This window comes from Aquisalimonas asiatica (assembly GCF_900110585.1).
In the GTDB taxonomy this organism is placed as follows: Bacteria; Pseudomonadota; Gammaproteobacteria; order Nitrococcales; family Aquisalimonadaceae; genus Aquisalimonas; species Aquisalimonas asiatica.
Genome location: NZ_FOEG01000006.1, coordinates 166913 through 191137, shown reverse-complemented (window position 1 = coordinate 191137; position 24225 = coordinate 166913). Strand labels below are relative to the sequence as shown.

At 66.6% G+C, this 24225-nt stretch carries 25 protein-coding genes; 7 read left to right on the top strand and 18 right to left on the bottom strand.

Going from position 1 to position 24225, the window contains the following annotated elements; genetic code table 11:
* Positions 1-17: 17 nt before the first annotated feature.
* The 6 genes from BMZ02_RS13825 to gfa form a co-directional block, all read right to left on the bottom strand.
* A complete protein-coding gene (locus tag BMZ02_RS13825; protein ID WP_091644944.1) occupies positions 18-1235 on the bottom strand; it encodes an ABC transporter substrate-binding protein in 1218 nt (405 codons plus the stop codon).
* Positions 1236-1249: 14 nt separating this feature from the next.
* Positions 1250-1876 carry a hypothetical protein gene (locus BMZ02_RS13820; RefSeq protein WP_091644943.1) on the bottom strand — a complete coding sequence of 209 codons (627 nt, stop codon included), beginning with the start codon at positions 1874-1876 and terminating at the stop codon, positions 1250-1252.
* Positions 1877-1880: 4 nt separating this feature from the next.
* On the bottom strand, positions 1881-2732 hold the full coding sequence (locus BMZ02_RS13815; RefSeq protein WP_091644941.1) for a quinoprotein dehydrogenase-associated putative ABC transporter substrate-binding protein: 852 nt from the start codon (positions 2730-2732) through the stop codon (positions 1881-1883).
* 48 nt (positions 2733-2780) lie between these two features.
* Positions 2781-3230 carry a c-type cytochrome gene (locus BMZ02_RS13810; RefSeq protein ID WP_091644939.1) on the bottom strand — a complete coding sequence of 150 codons (450 nt, stop codon included), beginning with the start codon at positions 3228-3230 and terminating at the stop codon, positions 2781-2783.
* A 119-nt stretch (positions 3231-3349) separates the two neighbouring features.
* On the bottom strand, positions 3350-5176 hold the full coding sequence (locus BMZ02_RS13805; protein WP_091644937.1) for a methanol/ethanol family PQQ-dependent dehydrogenase: 1827 nt from the start codon (positions 5174-5176) through the stop codon (positions 3350-3352).
* Between the two features lie 179 nt (positions 5177-5355).
* Positions 5356-5934 (bottom strand): S-(hydroxymethyl)glutathione synthase, encoded by a 579-nt coding sequence (gfa, locus tag BMZ02_RS13800; RefSeq protein ID WP_091644935.1) that lies wholly within the window; start codon positions 5932-5934, stop codon positions 5356-5358.
* 283 nt (positions 5935-6217) lie between these two features.
* Between gfa and pqqA the strand changes: the two genes are divergently transcribed.
* The 5 genes from pqqA to pqqE are packed head-to-tail and all read left to right on the top strand — an operon-like array spanning position 6218 to position 9400.
* Complete coding sequence (gene pqqA / locus BMZ02_RS19430) at positions 6218-6289, top strand: pyrroloquinoline quinone precursor peptide PqqA (RefSeq protein WP_091644973.1); 72 nt, start codon at positions 6218-6220, stop codon at positions 6287-6289.
* Positions 6290-6341: 52 nt separating this feature from the next.
* On the top strand, positions 6342-7256 hold the full coding sequence (gene pqqB, locus BMZ02_RS13790) for a pyrroloquinoline quinone biosynthesis protein PqqB (RefSeq protein WP_091644933.1): 915 nt from the start codon (positions 6342-6344) through the stop codon (positions 7254-7256).
* Complete coding sequence (gene pqqC, locus BMZ02_RS13785) at positions 7231-7977, top strand: pyrroloquinoline-quinone synthase PqqC (protein WP_091644931.1); 747 nt, start codon at positions 7231-7233, stop codon at positions 7975-7977. The genes pqqB and pqqC overlap by 26 nt, the downstream gene beginning before the upstream one ends.
* Positions 7978-8259 carry a pyrroloquinoline quinone biosynthesis peptide chaperone PqqD gene (gene pqqD, locus BMZ02_RS13780; protein WP_091644929.1) on the top strand — a complete coding sequence of 94 codons (282 nt, stop codon included), beginning with the start codon at positions 7978-7980 and terminating at the stop codon, positions 8257-8259. It abuts the gene before it with no gap.
* Positions 8249-9400: a pyrroloquinoline quinone biosynthesis protein PqqE gene (gene pqqE / locus BMZ02_RS13775; RefSeq protein ID WP_091644927.1), complete on the top strand. Its 1152-nt coding sequence runs from the start codon at positions 8249-8251 to the stop codon at positions 9398-9400. The genes pqqD and pqqE overlap by 11 nt, the downstream gene beginning before the upstream one ends.
* 17 nt (positions 9401-9417) lie before the next feature.
* Here pqqE and BMZ02_RS13770 read toward each other — a convergent pair whose 3' ends face one another.
* The 9 genes from BMZ02_RS13770 to betI all read right to left on the bottom strand — a co-directional run bounded on the left by BMZ02_RS13770 (position 9418) and on the right by betI (position 19776).
* Positions 9418-11367 carry an AfsR/SARP family transcriptional regulator gene (locus tag BMZ02_RS13770; protein ID WP_139209221.1) on the bottom strand — a complete coding sequence of 650 codons (1950 nt, stop codon included), beginning with the start codon at positions 11365-11367 and terminating at the stop codon, positions 9418-9420.
* 240 nt (positions 11368-11607) lie between these two features.
* Complete coding sequence (locus BMZ02_RS13765; RefSeq protein ID WP_091644924.1) at positions 11608-12399, bottom strand: hypothetical protein; 792 nt, start codon at positions 12397-12399, stop codon at positions 11608-11610.
* Between the two features lie 124 nt (positions 12400-12523).
* Positions 12524-13351: a hypothetical protein gene (locus BMZ02_RS13760; RefSeq protein ID WP_091644922.1), complete on the bottom strand. Its 828-nt coding sequence runs from the start codon at positions 13349-13351 to the stop codon at positions 12524-12526.
* 30 nt (positions 13352-13381) lie between these two features.
* The gene (locus BMZ02_RS13755; protein ID WP_091644920.1) at positions 13382-14242 is read right to left on the bottom strand and encodes a hypothetical protein; all 861 of its coding nucleotides are present in this window, start codon (positions 14240-14242) and stop codon (positions 13382-13384) included.
* 21 nt (positions 14243-14263) lie between these two features.
* A complete protein-coding gene (locus BMZ02_RS13750; protein ID WP_139209220.1) occupies positions 14264-14881 on the bottom strand; it encodes a hypothetical protein in 618 nt (205 codons plus the stop codon).
* 450 nt (positions 14882-15331) lie between these two features.
* Entirely contained in the window at positions 15332-15835 is a 504-nt protein-coding gene (locus BMZ02_RS13745; protein WP_091644917.1) for a hypothetical protein, read from the bottom strand.
* A gap of 122 nt (positions 15836-15957) precedes the next feature.
* A complete protein-coding gene (betA, locus tag BMZ02_RS13740; RefSeq protein WP_091644915.1) occupies positions 15958-17646 on the bottom strand; it encodes a choline dehydrogenase in 1689 nt (562 codons plus the stop codon).
* 71 nt (positions 17647-17717) lie between these two features.
* Positions 17718-19181 carry a betaine-aldehyde dehydrogenase gene (gene betB, locus BMZ02_RS13735; protein ID WP_091644914.1) on the bottom strand — a complete coding sequence of 488 codons (1464 nt, stop codon included), beginning with the start codon at positions 19179-19181 and terminating at the stop codon, positions 17718-17720.
* The gene (gene betI, locus BMZ02_RS13730) at positions 19174-19776 is read right to left on the bottom strand and encodes a choline-binding transcriptional repressor BetI (RefSeq protein ID WP_091644912.1); all 603 of its coding nucleotides are present in this window, start codon (positions 19774-19776) and stop codon (positions 19174-19176) included. The genes betB and betI overlap by 8 nt, the downstream gene beginning before the upstream one ends.
* Before the next feature lie 190 nt (positions 19777-19966).
* On the opposite strand from betI, the gene choX reads away from it, so the two are divergent.
* Positions 19967-20914, top strand: a complete 948-nt coding sequence (gene choX / locus BMZ02_RS13725; RefSeq protein ID WP_091644910.1) for a choline ABC transporter substrate-binding protein — start codon at positions 19967-19969, stop codon at positions 20912-20914.
* Positions 20915-21012: 98 nt separating this feature from the next.
* Positions 21013-21537 (top strand): bifunctional adenosylcobinamide kinase/adenosylcobinamide-phosphate guanylyltransferase, encoded by a 525-nt coding sequence (gene cobU / locus BMZ02_RS13720; RefSeq protein WP_091644971.1) that lies wholly within the window; start codon positions 21013-21015, stop codon positions 21535-21537.
* 162 nt (positions 21538-21699) lie between these two features.
* Here the strand turns inward: cobU and cobS are convergent, their stop codons facing one another.
* Genes cobS through cobT form a run of 3 tightly spaced genes read right to left on the bottom strand, consistent with a single transcriptional unit; the run spans position 21700 to position 24123 of the window.
* Positions 21700-22461, bottom strand: a complete 762-nt coding sequence (gene cobS, locus BMZ02_RS13715) for an adenosylcobinamide-GDP ribazoletransferase (RefSeq protein ID WP_091644908.1) — start codon at positions 22459-22461, stop codon at positions 21700-21702.
* Entirely contained in the window at positions 22458-23081 is a 624-nt protein-coding gene (locus BMZ02_RS13710) for a histidine phosphatase family protein (protein ID WP_091644906.1), read from the bottom strand. Before BMZ02_RS13710 ends, cobS begins: the two co-directional genes overlap by 4 nt.
* Complete coding sequence (gene cobT, locus BMZ02_RS13705; protein ID WP_091644905.1) at positions 23071-24123, bottom strand: nicotinate-nucleotide--dimethylbenzimidazole phosphoribosyltransferase; 1053 nt, start codon at positions 24121-24123, stop codon at positions 23071-23073. The genes BMZ02_RS13710 and cobT overlap by 11 nt, the downstream gene beginning before the upstream one ends.
* Between the last annotated feature and the right edge of the window lie 102 nt (positions 24124-24225).

The following is a 24225-nucleotide window of genomic DNA, read 5'->3' as shown; positions in this document are numbered from 1 at the left end:
GCGCGGGCCCATGCCGGTCAGTCCAGCTCGCACCGGGACTCGGGGGCGTCGTGCCCGAGGGAGTCCAGTGGCGTGTTCGGGTGTTCGAACCCCTCCTGTGGCGACACGGATACGATCATCCGCGGCCCGGCCAGCAGCATCGGCTGGCGGAGCTGCCGGTCCCAGGAGCGGAAACTCACGGGCTGCCCCAGGTAGGCGGCGAGGGCGAAGTCGTCGCCGAGCATGTACGCCTCCACCACCTCGCGCTCGACTGAGCCGGTGCGCGAGGCCGCCTCACCCAGCGCCCGCACGGCCACCCACGCGGCGAAGTCCCGGGGCGTCATCCAGCGTTCGGCCTGGTCCTCGAAGCGGCGGTGGAGCTGCACGGCGCCCCAGGATTCGTGGCCCCGGTGCCAGGCGGTGGGCATCAGCCCCTGGGTGCCGGCCACCGGGCGGGGCAGCCGTGTCTGATGCGGAAAGTACTCGCCGAAATAGTCGGTTTCGTCGGCGATCACCAGCACGTCGTGCTCGGAGAAGTCCTGGACGAAGACGGGGATCTCGCGCTGGATGGCGTGAAACCCACCCTCGGCCCGGCGGGCCATGGCGGTGTGCGGCCACTCCTTCTCGCCCACCACCCGCATGCCGAAGCGCTGGGCGGCGTCCCGGTAGGCGGCCACCAGGCGCCGGTCCTCATCGGTGTTGCCATGGACAAGCGCCCAGCGGTTCCAGCGCTTGTAGCGCAGGAACTGCGCCAACGCATCAGCCTGCATGCGCCGGCTGGGCATGGTGTGGAACAGGTTCGCCCGGCAGTGCTCGCCACGGAGGCTGTCGTCCGGGGCGCCGGCATTGAAGACGACACGCGCCTGGGCGTCCGGGTGCTCCATCAGCGACCGCAGCGCCTCGTAAGGCAGACCGCTGACGATCCACTGGGCCCCGGCGTCGACGAGTTCATCAAGGCCGGCGTGGACGTCACCGTCGTCGGGGACAATGGCCTCTACAAGGGTGAAATCCTGGCCGAGGAACTGGCCCGTGGCATTATTATCCGCGATGCCTAGGCGCGCGCCCTGCACACCTTCGTCATCCAGCTCCGGGTCCAGCAGGGACACCGGCGCCCGGTCGCCGGGCGGTTCCATGCCGATATAGCCAATGGTCATCACGTCCGGGTCCTCGGCCAGCGCCCCCGGCGCGATGGCGCTTGTCACCGCGAGCAGCAACGCCGCCAGCACACTCCCTGCCACGCCGGTCTGTCCCCGCATCGCACCCCCTCAAGCTAGAGTCTGGTCTGGATTTCCCGCACCAGCCGGCTGAGTCGCTCCTCCAGCAGGTAAGGTTTGTCGCACAGGGCCTGCAGGGAGTCCTGGCGCTGCTCGAAGAGCCGCCGCTCCCAGAACAGCTCGTCCTCGACGCGCTGAATACGCTCTGGATCGGCATCCTCGGAGCGGAGCTCCTCGAGCGTGTCCACCAGCTCGGAAATGGCGTCGAGGCGCTCCACCTGGCCGCGGGCGTATCGCCGCACGGCGTTGATGGTGCGGGTGCGCTCGCGGTTGACCTCCTGGAACAGGCCGGCGAAGAGCAGGGTCAGGCGCTCTTCGTTGCCGGAGTCCACCTCCTCGAGAAAAGCACGCACGCGCTCCAGCGCCTCCTGGTCGCTGGTGCCCCTGGCGGCGGCGTGTCGCACCACCCGGGCTGCTTCCTCGTCGTCCCACCAGTCACGCTCCAGCTCCTCCGGCGATGGCCCCGCCCACAGGGTGCCCCAGCTCAGCTCGGGAATGAGGCGCTGCACGCACGGCCAGTCCGGCGGCCCGGTGGCCGCGCGCTGCGCCTGCACGTTGCCCGCCGAGAGAACCATTAGCGCGATCACGCCGCCGGCCACGCCATAGCGAAAACGTCGCAGCATGGTGTCAGTCTCCTTGCTCGTTGGAGTCGACCGGGATCAACTGCCCGTGCCGATCCACCAGCGGCACACCGTAGTCGGCGAGCACCGCGTCGATGTCGGCCTGACGCCGGTCGATGAAGTCATTGATCCAGTCCATCCAGCGCGGTTCGCCACGGCGCACCCCCATGGTGATCCGGAACTGCAGGTGCGCCCCGGGGGTATCGCCCACCAGCGGCAGGACCCGAAGCGGCGGGTCCTGGCGGCTGGCGTAGTAGCCGGCAATGGGCCCCCACAGCACGGCGCCCTGCGTGACGCCGTCAGCCACGTCCTGCACCGCGTTGCGCACCGGCGAGACCACGCGGGTGTCCGCCTGCAGGGCGTAGGTCTTGACGCTGGCGCCGGCGCTGCGCAGGGGCACCACCGGTGGGGTGTCGGTGATTGCACCGAGGCGCAGATCCGCCAGGGCGGGGTCGTGAAGCGAGCTCACGTCGAGATCCGAGTCCTCCGGCACGATCAGGGAATAGACCGAGCGGTAGTAGGCGTTGGTGTTCCGGACCAGCTCGTATCCGGCGGCCACGCCGATGATGACGTCGCACACCCCCAGATCCAGGGTGTTACGGACAAACCCCATGATCTGCGGCGCCCAGACGTAGGTCACCGGGACGTCGAGTTCCTCGGCCATCATGTCGGCGATGCGGTTCTCGAACCCCTCGCCATCGCGATTGGAGAACGGCAGGTTGTTGCCGTCGGCACACACCCGCAGTTGCCCGCGCTCGGTGATCTCCGGTGGCCCTGCCCAGGCGGGCACCCCGAAGGCACCGGACAGGCAGAGCAACCCGCAGGCCACTATTGCCGTACGCCAGCTACGACGATGCATTGCACCCCCTTGGTTCTGTATCTTCGTCGTGGTGCGTTGACGCGTCGCTCACTCCTCCTCGATTACCTGGGGCCGGCCCCGTCCCACCTCGCCGTCGGCCCGCGCTTTCAGGTAGCTGTAGATGTGGCCCACGTGCTCCATGACATAGGGATCATCGGCAAAGGAGGGCATCACCTGGCCCGGCTGGACCTCCATCCCCTCCGCCACCGTGCGGCTGAACTCGTCGAAGCCGCGACGCTCGGCGGCGCGCACCAGGCTGGGTGCGAACGACGAGCCAACGCCATCCGGGCCGTGGCATGCGGCACAGCTGCGCGCGTAGGCCTCGTACCCCCGGAAGGTGAGCTCGTCCACCTTGCCGTCCTCCACCGTATAGACGCCGGGCTCGTGCACGCCGGAGTCGGCGTCGTCGCCGGATGCGCTGGTCGGTCCGAACACGATTGCCAGGGAGGCAACCGCGCCAACCCCCAGCCCCATCCAGAGTTTGTTGTTCATCGTCATACCGGCTCACCGTCTTGTTCGCTTGGCATGGAGCCGGTGCGGCCGATCCGCACCGGCCGTGGCCCGATCCGCCCCGGTTGCTGCAACCGGGGCGGATCGGGCGGTCAGGGCGTTGCGGATCAACGATCGGGCAGGCTGAAGACCGTCAGCACGCCGCCGAGCTTGGTGTAGTCATCAAGCGCGGCGAACACGCCCACGGCGCCCAGGCCTTCTTCGGGATCGGTCAGGCCGGCGGCAAGACCGATACCGGCCCAGCCACCAACACCGGAGAGCACGGCGATGTATTGCTTGCCTTCGTGCTGGAAGGTGTTGATGTTGCCGATAATTCCCGACGGGGTCTTGAACTGCCAGAGGTGATCGCCGGTCTCCAGGTCCACGGCCTTGATGTAGCCTTCAAGGGTTCCGTAGAAGGCGACATTGCCCGCGGTGGTCAGGGCACCGCTCCAGACCGCGAAGCGCTCGTCGATCTCCCACACCACTTCACCCGCGACCGGGTCCCACGCCATGAAGCTGCCCAGGCCACCGTGGCCACCGGCATCCTCGGGCGACGGCATCATGTTGAGCGTGGCCCCCACGTAGGGCTGACCCGTGACGTACTCGGTCTCGTAGGGCTCGTAGTCCATGCAGATCCGGTTGATGCCGGCGTAGATCAGGCCGGTTTCCGGCGAGTAGGAGCTGGGCTGCATGTTCTTCGCGCCCATGGCGGTGGGGCAGATACCGGTGGTGTTCACGTCGACACCCTGCTGGAAGGTGCTGTACTCCGGATCCACCTGCGGACGGCCGGTCTCCATATCGTAGTGGGTCGCCCAGTTGGTCTCCGGCGCAAACTTCTCCGCCACCAGCAGCTCGCCGGTTTCGCGGTCCAGCAGGAAGCCGAAGCCGGTGCGATCGATGATCGCCAGGCCCTTGCGGTCTTCGCCGTTCCACTCCACGTCGATCAGCTGGTTCTCGTTGACGCCGTCGTAGTCCCACTCATCGAACGGCACCTTCTGGTAGACCCACTTGGCCTCACCGGTGTCGGCGTCCCGCGCGAACACGGTGATGGCCCACTTGTTGTCGGCCGGCTCACCATCGATCGCCCGCTGCGCCGGGTTCCAGGTGCCGGGGTTGCCGGTGCCGTAGTAGATAAGGTTGAGCTCCGGATCGTAGGTCACCCAGCCCCAGGGGGCACCGCCACCACGCTCCCACTCGTCATCCGGCCAGGTGGTAACGCCCAGATCCGCTTCACCCACCGGTTCGCCCATCATCAGGGTGGTCTCCGGGTCCAGCAGCACGTCGCTGTCCGGTCCCTGGGAATAGCCCCGCCACTCCATTTCACCGGTCTCGGCGTTGTAGGCCGTGATATGACCGCGGACACCGAACTCACCACCGCTGTTGCCGACGATGACCTTGTTGTTCACCACCAGGGGCGACATGGTCATGGTCTCGCCCTCGGTGTGATCGCCGTTGTCGACACTCCAGAGGAGTTCACCGTCTTCGGCGTTCAGGGCGATAACGGTATTGTCCGCCTGGTTGAGGTACAGACGTCCATCGGCGTAGGCGAGACCGCGGTTGACGGTGTCACAGCACATGACCGGGATGACCCGGGAGTCCTGGTCGGGCTCGTACATCCAGATCACCCGGCCATCGTCTTCCAGATCCAGCGCATAGATCCGGTTGGGGAAGGGGGTGTGGATATACAGCCGCCCGTCGCCCACATACAGCGGCCCACCCTCATGGCCGCGCAGAACACCGGTGGAGAACTGCCAGGTGGGCACCAGATCCTGGACGTTGTCCCGGTTGATCTGGTCCAGACGGCTGTAACGGTTACCGGCGTAATTCCCGAGCTGGGTCGGCCAGAGTTCGGGGTTGTCCTGCATGTCGAGGACGCTCTGGTTCGCTTGAGCGCCCGTGGTTGCCATGGCCGCGATTGCTGCGGCCGCTAAACAGTGTCGAATTCTAAACATGGCTCCTCCTCCAAGAGGTACTGCAGTGCAGCTTGTTCTGATTGTTAAACAACGATTCGATTAACCAATCCGCTCTAGCCCTCCTCACCACACTTCACAGCATCACTGCTCTTCGTTGTCGTGCGTTACCGCATCCTGCGGTTGCAACCTCAGCGGCCCCGAGGCCGCGGTCTAGCCCGTCACGCCCGCAAAGCGCCGCTGGCTTTCGCAGTATGCGTGGCGATCACATCCATCAACGGTGGCGACAGACAGTCGTACGGCTCCAGCCCGCGCCGGCGGAGATCCGAGCGCACATCGTCCATCTGCTCAGGGGGTGTTCCCGATTCGATGATCGACGACACGAACGCTGCAAACTCCGGCGGCGCCCAACCTTCCTCGCGGAACAATTCGGGATGGATGAAGTCGAGACCGTAGAAGGGGTGGTCCCTGTTCTCGATGCGGCCGTACATGTGGACGCCGCAATCGCGACAGGCGTGGCGCTGGATGACAGCGCCGGAATCGATAGTGTCGAGCTTGTTCTCGTTGGCGGTGACGCTGACTTTCTCCCGCGGAACAACGGCGACCATGGAGAAAAGCGCGCCTTCGGGTTTCCAGCATTTGGTACAACCACAGGCGTGGTTGTGGGCGACCTGGGCGTCGACTCTGACCTGCACCGGATCCTGGCTGCACTTGCAGGCCAGGGTTCCGCCACGGAAGCCAGAGTCTTCCCGGGGGGTGCCCCGGTCGATCACCGGGTGAATCGATACCGCGTTGTCCATGATTCCGTCCCTCCCGTAACATGGGGCCCGGTTGATACCGGTGCCGACGCTGACATTCGAACCGCTGCTGACTCGCTCACGTCATTGACAGGTAAGGGGTAGATATAATAGTAGCAGCGGTCTGAAAACCCGCGACCCCCCGCCATTGAGAGCGGGGCATTCCGGGGTTTTCCTGTGCACAATCGCGGTGTTGTCTATACTCAAGTACCGGCTGGCGGGACCGGGCCTGAGCATGTTGCTCCCGCCTTCATCTGCCGTTCTTTACACGGGGAGGTAAAGCTGTATGTGGACCAAGCCTGCTTACAACGACATTCGACTCGGGTTCGAAATCAACCTGTACGTCACCGCACGGTGACTCGACAGGGGCCGGCACACGCCGGCCCCGGTTCTTCCGGATCAATCAACCGATGCGCATTCGCGTGCTTGGATCCGCCGCGGGCGGCGGATTCCCCCAGTGGAACTGCAACTGCCCCCGATGCCGTGAGGCACGATCCGGCCGGCTGGCGGACGAAAGCCGCACCCAGTCGTCCATCGCGGTCAGCGCCGATGGCCAGCGCTGGCTGCTGATCAACGCCTCCCCCGACATTCGCGCGCAGATACTCGCCACCCCGGAGCTCCAGCCCGGGCGCGGTGCACGGGATACCGGCATTGCCGCGATCGCGCTGATGGACAGCCAGATCGATCACGTCACCGGTCTGCTGATGCTGCGCGAGAGCGCAACACCACTGCCGGTCTACTGCAGCGAACGGGCCGAAGAGGATCTGCGGACCGGTTTTCCGATCCTCGAGATCCTCTCCCACTACTGCGGCACGCAGGTCCACAACCTGCCGCTGGATGGACAGGCGGTCGAGCCCGCCGAGGTGCCCGGCATCCGCTTCACGCCCGTGGCGCTGACCAGCAAGGCACCGCCCTACTCCCCCCACCGGGCCGACCCGCGGCCCGGCGACAACCTGGGGCTTTTCCTGGAGGACCGGAGCAGCGGACGCGCCGCCTTCTATGCGCCCGGACTCGGGGAGATGGAGCCCCACCTGGAGACCTGGATGGCAAGCGCAGACGTCCTGCTGGTGGACGGCACCACCTGGACCGACGACGAAATGCAGCGGACCGTGGGTGGCCGCAAGACCGCCAGGGAGATGGGCCATATGCCCCAGACCGGGCCGGGCGGCATGATCGAACGCCTGCGCCGCTACCCCCGCGCGCGCCGCGTTCTCATTCACATCAACAACACCAACCCCATTCTCGACCCCGCGTCCGCCGAGCGGGCGCAACTGGCCGAGGAGGGGATCGAGGTTGCCCATGACGGCATGGTCATCGAGCTCTGAGGCACCGTGGAGCCGGGAAGAATTCGAGCGCCAGCTCCGCGCGCTGGGCCGGTACTACCATTTCCACCACCCCTACCAGAAGATGATGGCCGCCGGGGAGCTCACCCGCGAGCAGATGCAGGGGTGGGTAATCAACCGCTACTACTACCAGATCAACATCCCGCGCAAGGATGCGGCGGTGCTCGCCAACTGTCCGGATCGTGACGTCCGCCGCCGGTGGATCCAGCGCATCATCGACCACGATGGCGATGACCGGAACGAGGGCGGCATTGCCGCCTGGCTGGCGCTGGGTGACGCCGTGGGCGTCTCCCGCGAGCGCATGACCTCCCTGGACGAAGTCCTCCCCGGGGTGCGCTTCGCCGTGGACGCCTACCACAACTTCGCCCGGCAGCAGCCGTGGCAGGAGGCGGTGTGCTCCTCACTGACCGAGCTGTTCGCACCCGATGCGCACCGCTCCAGGCTGGAGACCTGGCCGCGCCACTACCCCTGGGTGGATCGCGCGGGGCTGGCCTATTTCGAGAACCGTCTCGGACAGGCCCGCGAGGATGTCCGGCACGGCCTGGCGCTGACCCTGGATCTGTTCGACACCCGCGAGCGCCAGGAGCGCGCCCTGGAGGTGCTGCGCTTCAAACTGGACGTTCTGTGGACCATGCTTGATGCCATGTACCTGGCCTACGTGGTCGGAATGCCGCCCTATCACGCCGTTCCGGAGGGAGACTGAATGGATCGCTCCACACCCATCGCCCTGGCCCGCGGCGTTCGCCTGCAGTGGGAACCTGCCCAGGAGGCCCGCGTGCTGCTCTACCCGGAAGGCATGGTGCAGTTGAATGAATCCGCGGGGGAAATTCTCGCGCTGTGTGACGGTCGAACCCTTGCAGACCTCATCGACGAACTCTCGCGCCGGTTCCCGGACGCCGACGTGGCCGACGATGTGGTGGAATTTCTGGTGGATGCCCGCAGCCAGGGGTGGGTCCAGTGGGAGGAGCAGGGCCATGAGCACTGAAGCAATTGCGACGTCGCAGCCCGCAGCCCGGCCCGTGCAGGGCATGCCGCTGTGGCTGCTGGCTGAGGTCACCTACCGCTGCCCGCTGCAGTGTGCCTACTGCTCCAACCCCCTCGGGTTCGCCCACTACCGTGACGAGCTCGATACCGAGCAGTGGCTCAGCGTCTTCCGCCAGGCCCGGGAGCTGGGCTCGGTCCAGCTCGGGCTCTCCGGCGGCGAGCCGCTGCTGCGCAAGGACCTGGAGATTCTCGTGGGCGAAGCCCACACCATGGGCTTCTACACCAACCTGATCACCTCCGGTGTCGGCATGGACGAGGCACGCTTGGCGCAGCTGCGGCAGGCAGGGCTGGATCACATCCAGCTCAGTTTCCAGGCGGATGACAGCGAACTGTCGAACATGGTGGCGGGCCGGGGCCATTTCGAGCACAAGCAGGCCATCGCCCGGGCGATCCACTCCCAGGGCTACCCGATGGTCTTCAACATCGTCCTGCACAGGCTCAACCTGGACCACATCGACAGCATTCTGCAGCTCGCCTGGGATCTGGGCGCGGACTACGTCGAGCTGGCCAACACCCAGTACCACGGCTGGGCATTCCACAACCGCGCTGCGCTCATGCCCACCCGTGCGCAGATCGAGCACGCGGAAGCAGTGACCGAGCGCTGGCGGCAGAAGGTGGACGGCCGCATGCGGATCTTCTTTGTCGCCTCCGACTACTACGACGGCAAGGCGAAACCGTGCATGAACGGCTGGGGCAGCACCTTCCTCGGCGTGGCACCGGATGGCCGGGCGCTGCCCTGTCACGGGGCTGCGGGACTTCCGGGCCTGTCTCTGCCATCGGTGGTGGACACACCGCTGCGGGCGATCTGGGAGGATTCCGAGGCGTTCAACATCTTCCGCGGCGACGACTGGCTGCCCGAGCCGTGCGCAAGCTGCGAGATTCTCAGCCAGTGCCACGGCGGCTGCCGCTGTCAGGCGTATCTGCTCGCCGGGGATCCCGCCGTCACCGACCCGACCTGCCCGAAATCACCCGTGCACGATGAAGTGGTCGAGGCAGTGGAGGCGGCAGACCGGGACCGCCCCGTCCCGCCGCTGGTGTTCCGGACGGTGGAGAACAGCCGCAAGCTGCGCTCCGGCGGCTGACGGGCCCGGGCAGCGGCCTATCCGGCGACAGCCCCGGCTCCCAGGGTCTCCCGACACCGCTGTTCCGCATCACTGGCAGCCGCCTCCATGCGGTTGTGCCGGTAATGGCGGATCAACCCCTGCCAGGCACTCTCATCCTCCGGCACCATGGCCACAAGGCTCTCAAGCCAGTACTGACGTGTGCCCACAGGCACGCCCTCGCCGGAAGCGGCATCCAGCACCCGCGCCACCAGGCGGCGACGGAGGCTGTCCACGGGCAGCAACAGGCGATGGCTCTCGTCCGCCCCGCCGCACAACCGCGCCCCGAGGTGGAGCAGTTCCCGAACGCCGGCCTGGTCCAGATGGCCCGCTTCCACGTAATCCAGTAGATCCCAGTAGTCGACCCGGCACAGCCCGGGATCCAGCGCCACTGCACCGGGTCGCGTGACGATCACCGCCTCGTCACTGCCAAGCTGCCGACGCAGGCGATGGAGGGCCGTATCCAGTGTCTGCTGCGCCCGATCACCCTCACTGTCCGGCCACAGGTGATCCGCCAGCGCCTCGCGACTCACCCACGCACGCCGATCACCCAGGCAGGCCAGCGCCACCAGCAACGCCTGCATTCTCGGCCCCAGGCTGATCGGCTCACCATCCAGCAGCACCTGCGGCGTGCCGAGCACGTCGATCTCCAGCGGCCAGTACCAGTCCGCGGCGACAGCGGTATCGGCCGGGGGACGCAGGCGGCGCAACCGAATCAGCTGCTGCACGTACTCCGTCTCGATGCCCGATTTCAGAGCCTCGCTGCAGAGCTCTGCCATGATGTCGCGCCGCCACCACGGGTAATTCACGTAATGCTCGGCACTGCCCACCTGCAGGGCGTGGCGCAGCGCCTTCACACCCCGCCGCTGCATGCCGAGCTTGAACGCCACCTGTGCCTGCAGCAGACCACGCATGAACTGCACGGGCTTTGCGGACCGCATGCGTCGGCCGACACGGCGCGCCTGGGCGATATGATAGAGCCCGCTCGCCACACGGCCCCGATCCAGATAGAGCTGGCCCAGTCCCATGTGCGTCACCGCCTGGGGGAATACGGCACCGGACTGCCGGGCAAGGCGCACCGCCTCGGCAGCGTGCTCCTGGGCCCGGGGCAACCGCTGCTCCAGCGAATGCAGCCACGCGAGGGTGTAGTGATAACCGGAGCGATCCAGCAGGTACTCGGGCGGCGCCGCCGGCCCCATGGCGTCCAGCCAGTAACGCCCTTCCTCGACACGCCCCCGACTCAGCCCCAGAAAGGCCGCCTGCATGGCCAGGTGGGAATCCCAGGAGTGAACCCCGGTCTCGTCCGCCAGCTGCATACCGAGCTCGATCTCACGGTGACAGGCGTCGTAATCCAGGAACAACCGCCGGATCATGGCGCTGGCCGAATGGCATAACAGGCGGCTTCTCACGTCATCGGTGCGTTCCCGCAGCGCCATCATCCGGCTGCACAGGGAGTCGGCGGCCATCAGATGGCCACACCAGATGCGATGAAGAAGGAGGTAATTGGCCGCACTCAGGCGGGCGAAGATTGGCCCGTCGGCCTCGAAAGCCTCCTCGCACCGGCTCGCCCATTCCTCCAGATCAGGGTGATCCGGCCTGCGAAACACCAGGGCCCCGAAAAAACAGGAATCAACCTCGAGGGTAATGGCCGGCGGCGCAACCAGGTGGGGCCGTTCCGTTTCGAAGAAATCGATGAAGGGATCCAGGGTATCAAAGCGTGACAGGGTATGGATGCGCCCGGTCACGGCGATGGTGAACGCCAGCCACGGCGATAAATCGTTGCGCTGGGCCAGTGCCGGTAACAAGGGTTCCACGGTCTGGGCAGCGCCGTAAGGATCCGTATGAGCGCGCTCCCGGGCCTGCCACAATGCACGCACCGCGGGATCATCCGTTACCGGAAGCAGCCATGGGTCCTGATCATCCTTGTGTAGCACCCGCATCCTGGGCATTGTTGCCACCCGCTCACTTCTTATTCTTCGCCGGGCAGTTGCAGCCGTGCCCACACGTTCCAACCCCACAATCTGCAATCTGGCCGGCACGGGGTCAAGCGCTGCAAGCGGAATGGACTGACCCGTCCGGACGTCCTGTCAGCCCGCAGAGTGAACCGTCAGGCCCGCCCTGCGCCTGACTCCGGACCACGGAGCGTACCCGGCAGCCGGACGATGACGGCATCAGGCACTGCACCGGGATCAGCACAGTCTCCGGCCCTTGAGAGCGTACAGGATCGCCACGCCGGTGGTGACAAGAAGCGGGAAGATCGCCGCCTCGACGCCGACGGCACCCAGCCACCACAAGAGCGCGGCGCCGTCGTGCGTCAGATACGCGGGATGGAACGCGACATCGAGCACGTGTTTCCACAGCACCCCCGGCAACACCGCTGCAACCATGGCGAAAGCGAGGATGCCCAGCGTCAGGAAGAAGGCCGGAGCACCGGACGTCAGCGCCCAGGAACGCTGGAAGGCGTCGATCGGCCACAGGTCCTCCACACCCATTGCGGCAGGAACCAGCCACAGGCGGACCCCCAGATACAGGGAACCAGCAATGACCAGGATGAGAACCGGCCACGGCCCTCCAATCTGCGCGATCAGGATCAGCGGGAGGGTGGCAGCCAGACCAAGAACCATACACAGGATCTGCAGGACAATAATCCGGCCGACAAGCCCCGGATGACCTTTAAAGGGTTCCGCCCAGCCTGCGGTTTCCAGCACATGAGTGCGCCGCATGCCGAACATCAAGGCCCAGCAGAACACGATGATCGAGAGTGCCTGGAACAGGATCAGCCCCGTTACAGAATCCATGACCGAATCAAGACTCCGGGACAGGTAGAGGACGTAGCCTTCGGTGATCGCGTGGGTGAACAGACCCAGAGGCAGAAGGAGCAGAAAGTACCGCCGGTACAGGGTGAATGCGTAGCTGACAGTTTCGGAGAACGTCCCGGGCACGGACGTTTCGGCATCCGCTGATACGTATTGCTGTGTCATATTGCGCCTTCCTTGTGGTGTGTCCCTTCTTACTGGTCCCGGTTTCCAGGTACCGGCCGCGACTGCTCCAGCCTCGCCACCTTGGGCACTTCCGGGGGGTGCACCAGCGTCCGCGCGGCCGTGATCAGAATCCGCCGATCCGTTCGTCGGTATCGGGTTTCGCCCGGTCGCGGGCCTCGAGCGCAAGCAGTGCCGCAACGCTGGTGGTAACGAAAAGCGGAAACAGCAGCATCCCAACGACGACTGCGCCAATCCACCAGAACACGGCAGCGCCATCATCCGTCACATAGGCGGGAAAGAACGCCGAGCCGAGCACGGACTTCCAGAGCACCGCCGGCAACACGGTTGCGACCAGCATGAAAACGACGACGCCCAACGTCATGAAATGGGCCGATAGGCCGGATGTGAGCGCCCAGGAGCGCCCGAAGGCGTCCATCGGCCACAGATCCTCGGTGCTCATGACGACAGGAGTCAGCCACAGACGGGTCGCCAGATACATGAAGACAGCCACTGCCACGAAGAAAGGCAGCCACGACCCCCCGGTCAGCAAGGCGTGCAGCAGCAGCGGCATGACCGAGAGCATCGCGGGAATCAGACATAGAATTACCAGGAGGACAGCCTGGCCAAAGAGCCCGACATGACCGTTAAAGGGTTCCTCGCCGCCTGCGACCTCCCGCTCGTGGACGAGTCGCGCAGCAAGCATCCAGGCCCAGCAGTACACCATGACAGCGAAGGTCTGTAGCACGAGCAGCCAGACGCCGGGGACGGTTCCCTTGTGGAAAGCCCGGGACTGGAAAACGAAATACCACTCGACGAATCCGTGAGCGAACAGCGCGATGGGCAGAAGGAGCACAACGTACCGGCGGAAGAGCGTCACTGCGTAACCGACCGTCTCGGAGAGCGTTCCGGGGGCCGGTATTTCAGCATCCGCCGATGCGTATTGCTCTGCCATACCACGTGCTCCTTGTGGCGTCTTCCTTTCTCACTGGTCCCGGTTTCTCGACACCGGCCGCAACTGCTCCAGCCTCGTCGCCTCGCGCGCCTCCAGCGAGTGCACCAGCACGTAGCCCACAGGGACCACCAGAGCGATGGAGAAGGCAATGAATGCCTGAGCCAGACCCATCATGATCCACCAGAACAGCTCATACCCGTGCAGCGGCAGCGCGTAGAGCCCGGCCTCAAGCGCGATTTCAGCCCCCACGGTCAACGCGGCGTAGAACAGCGCCAGCAGGGCGGTAAACCACCAGCTGTCGAAGGTGAGCGACCAGGCGCGTTTCAGGGCAGCAATCACACCGAGCCTGCGGAGTGACATCAGTGGAACCCAGGGGACCATTCGCACCGAGATGATCGTCAGGACGATCGCCAGGACGATTACAACGACCGCGAACAGCGAGAACGCCCCGGAAGATAACACCGGGGCCCCATGTGTAATGGCGGAAATGGAGGGCAGGCCGAAGAGCTTGAGGACAACGGAGAGGAGCCCGGAGATCGCCCACAGCATCAACTGCATCAGCACTGTAACCCCGATGGCGGGCAGAAGCAGCCGCAATGCACCAATCCGCCACCACGGCGTGATGCCGTGCTCCCAGTTGTACAGGAGACGTAGCCCCGCCATCAGGGCGAAGACATGGAGGAATTGCGTCAGCAGGAACGCCGAGACAAAAGCGGCGGATCGCGAGACGGGCGTCACCCAATGGAGCGCGATCATGACCGCAAGCACCGCGCCCCCGAACAGCGTCAAACGCCACCAGTGCCGGGCGAGAAGCCCCATTGTCCACCCCATCGCCGCGATGAGGCCCCGGGGCGCAGGTGACTGATCGCCTGTCAGCGTCGGTTCGTTCATGATATGAGGCTCCCGGGGCAGTTAGTCGGCATCGGTCTCGGCATCGGTCTCGGCGTCAGCCGGACAGCCGGCCTGGAGCGCATGCAGCGCCGCGACGCTGGCCGCGATGAACAGCGGGAAGAGCAGCGCCTCCCCCCCGACAACACCAAGCCACCAGAAAAAGGCGGTGCCGTTGTCCATGAGGTAGCCGGGGTAGAAGACGGCATCCAGCCCGAGTTTCCACAGCATCCCGGGTACCGCGGTCGCCGCCAGTGCAAAGAGCACAACGCCAAGGGCCAGGAGAAAGGCCGGGCCACCGGAGGTGAGCTTCCAGGAGCGCCCGATGGCATCCATCGAGTACCGATCCTCCACCCCCATGACCACGGGAACCATCCAGCAGCGGATCGACAGATACAAGCCACTGACGATGGCCACGACGCCGGCCAGCCACACTCCGCCGACCTCCATCAAGAACACCAGAGGAAAGACGGCGAGGACGGAAAGAAACTGAAACAGGACAAACAGGAGAATCACCCGCCCGAACAACCCCGCATGGCCGTCGTAAGGCTCCACATCGCCAGCCGCCTCCTGGTCATGGACGCACCGGGCACCAAACGCCCATACCCAGCAGAACAGGATGACCATGAGTAAATGCAGCACAACCAGACCTAACCCAGGGTCCGAGTCTGCATAGGGAGCCCGACTCAGGTACAGGAGGTAGCCTGCGAAGGCCGCATGGAAAACGATCCCGAGAGGGAGAAGGCGCAGAAAGTGCCGCCGAAACAGAGCGAATGCGTAGCCGACAGTCTCGGAGAGCGTTCCGGGGGCGGGTGTTTCAGCATCCGCTGATGCGTATTGCTCTGCCATATCGCGTGTTCCTCGTGGTGTGCTCCCTCACAAGAGCCACGAACACGGCGGTAATGTCCCGCATGGGGGCGGGCGCGATTCCTTTCGCCGGGAACGCAGCTTCCTGCAGCGTTTGCGAAGCGCATGTTGCCACGCGGGGACGGCCAACACAATCCGCTGGCGTCCCGGCATGCGAAAAAGAGACCGGCCACCCCGGACGGGCGACCGGCCAAACCGGCTCAAGAGGTCGATCGGGAGCAGAGCCTAGAAGTAGAAGTTCACGGCAGTACTGGCGGTTCCGAGGTTGAAGACCGTGTCGCCCTCGTCGGGGTTGACCAGCGATAGACCGACACGGCCGGAGACACTGAAATGCCGCGAAACGTGGTACTCCATGCCGAAATTGCCGCCCAGGCCGACGGCGTCCATACCGTTGGAGAAGAAGAGCAGCTCACCATCGATGAAGGTGCGCAGCGAGCCCGTGTCCCCCGGGATGGCGTAGAAGCGGGAGCCGCCCCGGAGCAGGAACATGGTGTCTTCCGCGCTGGAAATGGTCAGCGAGCCGTACGGCATGATGTCATCGGTGACGAAGTAGCCGGCGTTGTACGTGGGACCGGAGAAGCCGGTCCCCAGGGGGCCCTGGGCGACAGCCGGGCCGGAGAACAGATCGGTGATGGACAGGGCGAACGTGCCCTGCCCGGGAACCTCCGCCTGGGCGGTGCCGGCGACGAGCGCCGATGACAGTGCCAGTGCCGTCATGGTCCTGCGCATGGGTGACCCTCCTTGTTGTTCGGTCGATGATGTCTCTTCGGTTACACCGCAGTGAGCGGCCCGCCGTCCCGGGAATGCTCCGGGGACAGAGACAGTCTGGAGGGACACGCCTTACATACGCCTTACAGCGACCGCTCCGGTTCGCCCTCGCGTTGCCGGGTGGCCAGGTTGGCCGGCTGATACCAGGGCTGCTCCTCCACGAGCGCACCGCGACCGCGAATGGCATCCGCAATCTTCTCGGCGATCATGATGGTGGGTGCGTTCAGGTTGCCGCTGGCGATCCGCGGCATGATCGAGGCGTCCACCACACGCAGGGCGTCAACGCCGTAAACGCGACCCTGGCCATCCACTACCGCGCCCGGGTCATCGGCCGTTCCCATGCGACAGGTGCAGGACGGGTGGTAGGCACTCTCGCCATGCTGGCGGACGAACGCGTCGAGCTGCGCGTCCGTGGTCACGTCGGGGCCGGGTGACAGCTCTTCGGCACGGAAGTCGTCCATCGGCGCCTGGGCCATGATTTCACGGGTCAGACGGACGCTCTGGCGCATCTCGTGGCGATCGCGCTCGCTGCTCATGTAGTTGAACAGAATGCGCGGCGCCTGATGCGGATCAGCGCTGGTCAGTGTGACCGAGCCCCGGCTCTCCGGGCGCATCGGTCCCACGTGGGCCTGAAAGCCATGGCGCTGCTGGGTGGTCTTGCCATCGTAGGTCACCGCCATGGGCAGGAAGTGGTACTGCAGGTTGGGGTGCTCCACACCGGCGTCGCTGCGGATGAACCCGCCCGACTCGAAGTGGTTGGTGGCGCCCAGCCCGGTGCGCTTCAGCAGCCATTCGGCACCGATCATGGCCTTGTTCCAGGGCTTGAGGGCGCTGTAGAGGGTAATGGGCTGCTTGCAGGCGTACTGGACGTAGATCTCCAGGTGGTCCTGCAGGTTCTGCCCCACGCCCGGGCGATCGGCCACCACGCCGATGCCGTGCTCGCGCAGATGGTCGGCCGGGCCGATGCCGGAGAGCATCAGCGTCTGCGGTGAATTGATCGCGCCAGCGCACAGGAGCACTTCGCGGTCGGCGTGAATCACCGTGGTGCTGCCCCGGTGCTCCACCTCCACGCCGATGGCGCGCTCACCCGCGGTGATCACGCGCCGGGTGAACGCCCGAGTGCGCACGGTCAGATTGGGCCGCTTTATGATCGGCCGGAGATACCCGTTCGCCGTGCTCCAGCGCCAGCCGTCCTTGGTGGTGCGGAACATCGGCCCGAAGCCCTCCTGGCAGTAGCCGTTCATGTCCTCGGTACGGGGGTAGCCAGCGGCGACGCCGGCCTCGACGAAGGCACCGTAGAGCGGGTTCTTCATCTCGCCGGTGGTCACGTGCAGCGGGCCGCCGACGCCGTGGTAGGCGTTCTCGCCCTGATCGAAATCCTCAGCGCGGCGGAAGTAGGGCAGGCAGTGGCGGTATTCCCAGCCAGCCAGGCCGAAGTCCTTCGCCCAGTTCTCGTAGTCCAGGGCGTGCCCGCGCACGTAGGCCATGCCGTTGATGGAACTTGACCCCCCCAGCACCCGGCCGCGCGGGCAGTACATGGCGCGGTTGTCCATGTGCGGGTCCGGCTCGCTGTGGTAGTACCAGTTGTACGTGTCGTCGGCGAGCGGATAGGCGAACGCCGAGGGCATGTGGATGAACAGGCTGCGGTCCATGGGGCCGGCCTCCAGCAGCAGCACCGAGACGTCCGCGTCCTCGGTCAGCCGGTGGGCCAGCACGGCGCCCGCCGAGCCGGCACCCACGATGATGTAGTCGAAACGTTCTTCGCTCGCCATGGCGATGGCTCCGCTGGGTCGATACGCAACGGCACGAGCCGCCCCTAGGGCGGCCGGCCGGCGAGAGGGTTTCAGTAGGGGGCGTCCACGGCGCCGGAGGCCACGAACACGCTCTTGAGGCGCGTGTAGTGGGTCAGCGCGTGGCGGCTGTTCTCCCGGCCGATGCCGGACTGCTTCACACCACCGAAAGGCATCTCGATGGGCGTGAGGTTGTAATGGTTGATCCAGCAGGTGCCGGCGTCCAGGGCCGCCACGACGCGGTGGGCGCGCGTGAGATCCCGCGTGAAAACACCGGCCGCCAGCCCGTAATCGGTGGCGTTGGCGCGTCGGATGACGTCGTCCTCGTCCCGGAACGGCAGCACCGACATGACCGGGCCGAAGATCTCCTCGCGCACGATGGTCATGTCGTCACGGCAGCCGCTGAAGATCGTGGGTGCGACGAAGCAGCCGGCCTCGCAGCCCGGTACCGTCACCCGCTCACCCCCGGTGATCAGGGTGGCGCCCTCGGCCTTGCCCTTCTCGATATAGCTGAGCACCTGTTCACCGTGCTCCGGGGAGATCATGGCCCCCACGTCGGTGCCCGGGTCCGCGGGATCGCCCACCCGGAGTTTTTCGGTGCGCGTACGCAGCCGCTCCAGAAAGTCGTCAATGACGTCCTCGTGCACGAACACGCGGGTGCCGTTGGTGCAGATCTCGCCCTGGGTGTAGAAATTGCCCAGCAGGGCGCCACTCACGGCGTCGTCAAGGCTGGCGTCGTCCCAGACGATCAGTGGCGACTTGCCGCCCAGCTCCATGGTCACCGCCTTCAGCGTGTCGGCCGCGTCACGCATGACGGCCTTGCCCGTGCCCACTTCGCCTGTAAGAGACACCTTGGCGATGCCGGGATGGCGCACCAGGGCCTGCCCCGTCTCGGCGAAGCCGTGGACCACGTTGAACACGCCGTCCGGCAGGCCGGCCTCGCGGAACAGCTCCGCAAGACGCATGGCGGACAGGGGCGTGAGCTCCGCCGGCTTGAAGATCATGGCGTTGCCCGCGGCCAGCGCCGGGGCGGATTTCCAGCAGGCGATCTGCAACGGGTAGTTCCAGGCACCGATGCCGGCGCACACGCCCAGCGGCTCCGGGCGCGTGTAGAAGAATCCGCCATCCACATCCTGGTACTCGCCCTGCAGCGAAGCGGCCTGCCCGGCGAAATACTCCAGGCAGTCGGCACCGGAGTCCACATCCGCCTCCGGGGTTTCCGCAATGGGCTTGCCGCCGTCCAGGCACTCCAGTTGTGCCAGCTCCTGCCGGTTGGCGCGCAGCAGCTCGGCGGTGCGCTGGAGCACCCGCCCCCGGGCGGCACCGGTCATGGCGGCCCACTCGCGCTGGCCGGCCCGCGCCGCCGCGACGGCGCGCTCCACATCGTCCGCATCCGCCAGCGCCACCCGCGCCAGCACGGCGCCCGTGGCGGGGTTGCGGGTTTCGAACCGGCCACCGGCCGCGGCGTCCACGGGCTGGCCGCCAATCCACAGCAGACGGTCGTCAAACTCAGGCATCCGTCGTCTCCGTCGTCCGTATTGCAAGTTGCGTCGTGAGGTAGTCCCGTGCCAGTGCGCGGGCTTCGGCCACGTTCAACCCGCCCGTGCGCAGCATGGCGCGCAGCCAGAGACCGTCGATCATCACCGCCAGGCCGGTGGCGATCTGCTCCGCTTCGTCCTCGTCGACCAGCTGCCGCAGGCTGTAGAGCAGGTTGCTCTTGAGCCGGTTGGTGACCACGCGCTGGACGCGCGCCAGTTCGGGCCGGTGGTTGACCTGCCCCCAGAAGGCGAGCCAGGCGCTCACCACAGCGGGGCTGGACTGGGACTCGGCGAAATTGGCGTCGATCACGGCCAGCAGCCGCTCGCGGGCATCACTCACACCCTGAAGCCGACGGCTGAACTCGGCGCCCAGCGCACGCGCCAGATGCCGGAACGTGGCGTGCAGCAGGCCGGACTTGTCGCCGAAGTAGTGCGCCACCAGCCCGGGTGATGCTCCGGCACGCCTGGCGACGCGGGATAGCGTCGTTCCGTGCAGGCCTTCCTCATGGATGATCTGAACCGTCGCTTCAATGAACTGCAGCTGCCGGATCGGCTCCATCCCACGCTTCGGCATGTGGCTCTACTCCCCGTCAAACGGGCCCTGCATGGCCCTGTCCGCTCACTGGAAATCAGTCTATTTGATATTGATTGATTATTCAATTAAAGTTAATTCGGCATCGGTTGAACGGCAACGTGCTCCGTCGACCGGCCCCTTTTCAATACGCGCCGCCCCACGGGCGCGTTCAAGCGCGGAGGTAACCATCATGAGAAACGGAATCATCGGCATCGCCACGGCGACGGCCCTGGGCATGGCCGCCACATCGGCCCACGCCGGCGACGCGGCCGAATGCAACGAAGTCGGTTTCGCCAACGTCGAATGGACCGGCGAGTCCATGACCACTCACATGGCTGCCATGGTCCTCGAGACCCTGGGCTATGAAACGGATGTGACCTCCGCCTCGGTGCCCATCTCCTTCGAGGCCGTGTCCAGCGGCGAGCGCGACGCCTTCATGGGCCTGTGGCTGCCCACCCAGGAGAGCATGGTGCGCCCGCACCTGGACTCCGGCGACATGGAGAAGCTGGTGGCCAACCTGGAAGGCGCCAAGTACACCCTGGCCGTCCCCGCCTACGTCTACGAGGCGGGCGTCCAGAGCTTCGGGGATCTCGCCGAGCATGCGGATGAGTTCGAATCCCGCATCTACGGCATCGAGGCGGGTAACGACGGCAACGAGATCATCCTCGACATGATCGACGACAACGCCTTCGACCTCGGCGACTGGCGGCTCATGGAATCCTCCGAGGCGGGTATGCTCACCCAGGTCGAGCGCGCCACCCGCAACGAGGACTGGGTGGTCTTCCTCGGCTGGGCACCTCACCCCATGAACCACAACCTGGACATGGAGTACCTGGAAGGCGGCGATGACTACTTCGGCCCCAACCTGGGTGAAGCCACGGTCTACACGGTCATCAACGCCGGCTACCAGGACCGCTGCCCCAACGCCGCGCAGCTGCTCGAGCAGTTCACGCTCACCGTGGACGAGCGTAACGAGGGTGAGTCCTACATCATGGACGACAACATGGACTACCGGGACGCCGCCACCAAGCTCATCGAGAACAATCCGGAGCTGCTGGAGCGCTGGCTCGATGGCGTCACCACGAAGGATGGCGAGGACGACGCCCTGGAGACTGCCCGGGACGCCTTCGGGGTATAATCAGGGCCGGATCTGATCCTGGTCTCCAAGGGCCCGGCCATGTGCCGGGCCCTTTTCGTTGGCACGCCGCATCCCGGTTCCCTGCTATGATCCGGCCCATGCAACATTGTCTCGTGACTGGCGGCATCCGCTCCGGCAAGAGCGCCCTTGCCGAACGCCTGGTGGCGGCGGGCGCCGGGCCCGTCTGCTATATCGCCACCGCCCGCTCCGGGGATGGCGAAATGGCCGAGCGGATTCATCGCCACCAGCAGCGGCGGCCGTCCGGCTGGGCGCTCGTGGAGGAACCCCGGGCGCTCGGCACGGCGCTGGACAACCTGGCCGCGGACGACGCGCCCACGCTGCTGGTGGACTGCATGAGCCTGTGGCTGGGGCAGATGCTGGGCGAGGACGACGGAGCGGCCTGGTCCTCCGAGCGCGATGCCTTTCTGGCCGCGTTGGCCCGCTACCCGGGGCGCGCGGTGATCGTCAGCAACGAGGTGGGGCTCGGCATCATCGGCATGGATCCGCTGACGCGCCGTTTTGCCGATGAGCTGGGCTGGCTGAATCAGTCGCTGGCAGAGCGGTGCGACACCGTGGTGATGGCCGTGGCCGGCCTGCCGCACGTGCTCAAGGGTGAGATCTGACAACGACCCCGGGCCGGACCGTAGAGACAATGGTGGACCTGAAGGTCCACCCTACGCGAGGTCGCGGCCGCGCGGCTCCCATCGCACCGTAGCGCCGTAGCGCCGTAGGGTGGATGTTTACATCCACCGACAACTCACCCGCCGGCAAGCAGGCGGATGCCGTCATCCCTGCGCGCCGATCACCATCGCGCTCGCCACCAGCAACACTACCGCCTCGGTGCTCTCCAGCAATGCACCGGCGGTATCGCCGGTGAACCCGCCCAGCAGCCGCCGCATCAGCCACACGCCCAGCCACAGCACCGCGACGGCGGTGAGCACCATGCCCAGACCGGCCCAACCGGCCAGCACCAGACTGACCACGACACCGGCGACCAGCGTCACCGTGAGCTGAGAGCCAGCCAGATGCCGGGCACCCGCTTCACCCAGCCCGCCGGCGCGCACGTAGGGCAGCAGGGGAAACAGCAGCGCGCAGCCACCCCGGGCGAGCATGGGCGCGAGCACCAGGGCGACCCAGCCGCCCGGGGCATCCAGCAGCGCCGCCACCGCCGCCACCTTGGCCAGCAGCACCAGCACGACGGCGACCACACCCGCCGGCCCGCAGGCGGGATCCTTCATGATGGTGAGCATGCGCTCGCGGTCACCGTGGCCGCCGAGCCAGGCGTCCGCGGAGTCCGCCAGCCCGTCCAGGTGCAGGGCGCCGGTCACGCCGGCCAGTGCCGCGACCACCACCACGGCGGTCGGCAGCGGCGGCAGGCCCGCCACTCCGAGCAACCAGGCCAGCACCGCGAGCCCCACACCCAGTACGAGCCCCACCAGCGGATAGGCCGCCACGGCCATGCCCTGATCCCGTTCATCAAGCTCCTCGGGGAGGCGGACGGGAATCCGCGTGAGGAACACCGTCGCCAATAGCAGGCCGCGGATCATGGCGGGCCCTCACCATGGGCCATGAGGCAACTGAGTAGCCCGTGGTCCGTGCGGTCCATGCGCACGCGGCTGCGACAGGCGTAGGGCACGTGCAGCCCGGCCATGAGCCGCCCGGGTGGCACGTCCAGCACGCAGGCGAGCATCATGCGGATCACGCCACCATGGGCGACCACGAGGATCCGCTGCCCCCAGAGCGCATGCACCCAGTGATGCCAGCCCCGGGCAACACGACCGTGAAAGGCGCTCAACGCCTCGCCACCCGGGGGCGGGTTCGCCTCGCCGTCGGACCAGAACGCCGCCAGACGGTCACCGTCCCGGGCAAGGATCTCCTCGGCCTTCATGCCCTCCCAGCGGCCGAAGGAAATTTCCTTGAAATCGGGCTCAACGTGCAGCGGAATGCCGCGTTCGTCGGCGATCGCCTGGGCAAAGGCGCGGCACCGCAACAGCGGCGAGGTGATCACCACGTCCCAGTGGTCCCGCGGCTCCACCGCGGCGCGCATCTGCTCCCAGCCCACGTGGCTCAGCGGATCATCCCGATGACCACGGTAGCGCTGCCCACCCTCGGGCTGCCCGTGGCGAATCAGGTCGACCCAGGTGGAGCGCGTTTCCTCAACCGCCATCGCTGACACCTGCCGATTCGAATGTCGCCATCTCGCCGTGCAGGCGACAGGCCGCCTGCAACAGTGGCACCGCGACCGCAGCGCCACTGCCTTCACCCAGCCGCATGCCGAGATCGAGCAGGGGCTCCGCGTCCAGTGCCCGCAGCACCGCATCGTGACCCGCCTCCGCGGAGCGGTGGGAGAAATGCAGCCATGCCGCCACATCCGGCGTGTGGCGCACCGCCACCAGCGCCGCGACACTGACGATGAAGCCATCCACCAGCACCGGCAGGCCGCGGCTTGCCGCGCCGCGAATGGCACCGGCAAGGGCGGCGATCTCCAGCCCGCCCAGGGAGGCCAGCACGGACAGCGGGGCGCGGTCGTCACCGTGGCGCGCCAGGGCCGCCGCCACGGCACCACGCTTGCGAACCAGCCCGTCGTCGTCCACCCCGGTGCCGCGACCGACCAGTTGCTCCGGCGATGCGCCGAGCAGGGCACAGGCCACCGCCGCGGCGGACGTGGTGTTGCCGATGCCCATGTCACCGCCGATGAACAGCTGCGCGCCGGCGTCGCTGGCGCGAGCCGCCGCCCCGTCACCGAGCGCCAGCGCCTGGTCCCGCTGAGCCGCCCTCATGGCCGGCTCGCGGACGGCGTTCGCGGTGCCAGGCATGACCGGCTCATCGCGTACGCCCGCCAGAGGCGGCAGAGGCGTCACCGTGCCCGCATTCACCACCTCCAGGGTGGCACCCAGGTGGCGAGCCAGCACGCTGACCGCCGCACCGCCCGCCGCGAAATTCCGGACCATCTGGGCCGTCACGGCCTGCGGAAAAGCGGATACACCCTCGTCGCAGACACCGTGGTCACCCGCGAACACCGTAATCCACACACGCTCCAGCGCGGGCAGCGACGTTCGCTGTTGCGCCGCCAGGCGCACGGTCGCCGTTTCCAGGCGGCCCAGCGATCCCGGCGGTTTGGTCAGCTGCATCTGCCGCTGCCAGGCCGCGTCCGCCGCGCCCGTGTCGGGGGCAGGAATCGGCGCGTCCCAGGGCGTGTTGGTGGTCATGACAGGCATGTCCCCGCTGTGTATGGAGGGCACCGGATGTTCGGCCCGCCCCTGACGGGTGTCAAGCCGCGGTATACACTGACCGGCTTCGCCATGTTGCCA